Here is a 1,782-nt window from a genome sequence, read left to right as displayed (position 1 = left end):
TGTTGAACGAATCCAGCTAAAGCAGGAAGCCGGCATGATTGTCCGGAACTTCCTAAATTAGCCTTATCGTAAATTTTAACAGTTTAAGCTATGAAAAAAAAGCCAGACCATCATTGAAAGGGCCATTGAAAATGTGCCGGGATTTTCCATGGAGTTCAAAAGGCTGAGAAGATCAGTAGCGATTTCCGGCAAGAGCCAAAGCACCCTGACCAATTATGCCCGTTGCCTCGCCCATATGGGGCTTCACCTCAACTGTGACCTGTTGGCCCTGGATGACGAGGCGATACAGGATTACCTCCATTACCTCAAGAGCAAGCACGATACCCCATCGGACAGCTTCTTCAAACACACCGTCTATGGACTTCGCTACCTGTTCCGCATCTTTGACCGTAAAGAAAGCAGGGTAATCCTGCCATCCATCGAAAGGCCCAAGAAGCTCCCCGTTGTCCTCAGCCAACAGGAGATCAGGAAACTGCTCAAGGCCCCAAAACTGCTCAAGCACCGGTTGGTCCTTGCCCTGCTCTACGGTTGTGGATTGCGAAACTTCGAACTCTGCAAGCTCAGGATCACCGATATCGACATGGACAGGAAAATGCTCCATGTACGGGAGGGGAAAGGGAGAAAGGACCGCTACGTTCCCCTCTGCGAGCTTTTGGTCCGGGGCATCAAAACCTATCTGAAAGCAGAAAAGCCGTCTGTATACCTTTTCAACGGCAAGGACAGTTCAGGAAAACCCGTACCGCTTAGCGCAAGGGGAGTACAATGGGCCGCACGGGAGGCCAGAAGGGCCAGTGGCATCCGCAAACAGGTCACCGCCCACTGCCTGCGCCACAGTTATGCCACCCACCTGCTCGAGATGGGAACGGACATCATCACGCTCAAGGAACTCCTCGGGCACGTGGACATCAACACCACACTGGTCTACCTCCATGTGGCAAGGGTCGGCAGGAAGGCCCCGTTCAGCCCACTGGAAAAACTCTATGGGGCTTAGGCAGCCCGACGTACAGCTCGCAGACATCATCAGGGCCTGCAGGCATGGTATTCCTGCCATTGCTTCCAATTCCTGGAAGGCACGTACCCTCTATGCACTGATGCGCTGCAGGACAGCCGAAATGGGCGGGCATATCGACCGCTGTGACAACCCGGAGTGCAACAGGCTGCACATCAGTTATAACAGCTGCCGGAACCGCCACTGTCCACGCTGCCAGGGACACCTGCGAGAACGCTGGATAAACGAACGCGAAAGGGACCTGTTGAACACCCCCTACTTCCATGTGGTCTTCACCCTGCCCGATACCCTCAATGCACTGGCACTGCAGAGGCCCGAATTGCTCTACCAGCTGCTCTTCCGTACCGCATGGTCGGTGATCAGGGACTTTGCGGCCAATCCCAAACTCCTCGGGGCAAGGACGGGCATGGTCGCCCTCCTACATACCTGGGGACAAAACCTCTGCCTTCATCCCCATCTCCACTGTATCGTCCCGGCCGGCGGCCTGACCGCATCGGGAAGATGGAAAAGCTCCCGCTCAAAGGGAAGGTTCCTCTTTCCGGTCAGGAAGATGTCTGTAGTGTTCAGGGCAAGGATGGTACAGGCACTGAGGGAAAGACGCTTGCTGGACAGGGCCACATCACATGAGCTGTTTGCCAAAAAATGGGTCGTCTACTGCAAAAGACCTTTCTTCGGCCCCAGGCAGGTGATAGAATACCTGGGCAGGTACTCCCACAAGATCGCCATCAGCAAGCACCGCATCTTGGGCTTCCAGAACGGAAAGGTCCGCTTCT

General features: G+C 54.8%; 2 protein-coding genes. Both read left to right on the top strand.

What is annotated here, in order from left to right:
- Nucleotides 1–148: 148 nt before the first annotated feature.
- Nucleotides 149–991: a tyrosine-type recombinase/integrase gene (locus ACYVAA_RS22830; RefSeq protein WP_460546373.1), complete on the top strand. Its 843-nt coding sequence runs from the start codon at nt 149–151 to the stop codon at nt 989–991.
- A partial coding sequence (locus tag ACYVAA_RS22825) for an IS91 family transposase (RefSeq protein ID WP_460546375.1) occupies nt 981–1,782 on the top strand: 802 nt, incomplete at its 3' end. The genes ACYVAA_RS22830 and ACYVAA_RS22825, both read left to right, overlap by 11 nt.

Source organism: Echinicola sediminis, from assembly GCF_054777495.1.
This window is presented reverse-complemented; position numbering and strand designations above follow the sequence as displayed.

Excerpts from the sequence above, each read along its gene's own strand:
- ACYVAA_RS22830 (WP_460546373.1), top strand. The coding sequence starts at position 149 with ATGGAGTTCAAAAGGCTGAGAAGATCAGTAGCGATTTCCGGCAAGAGC.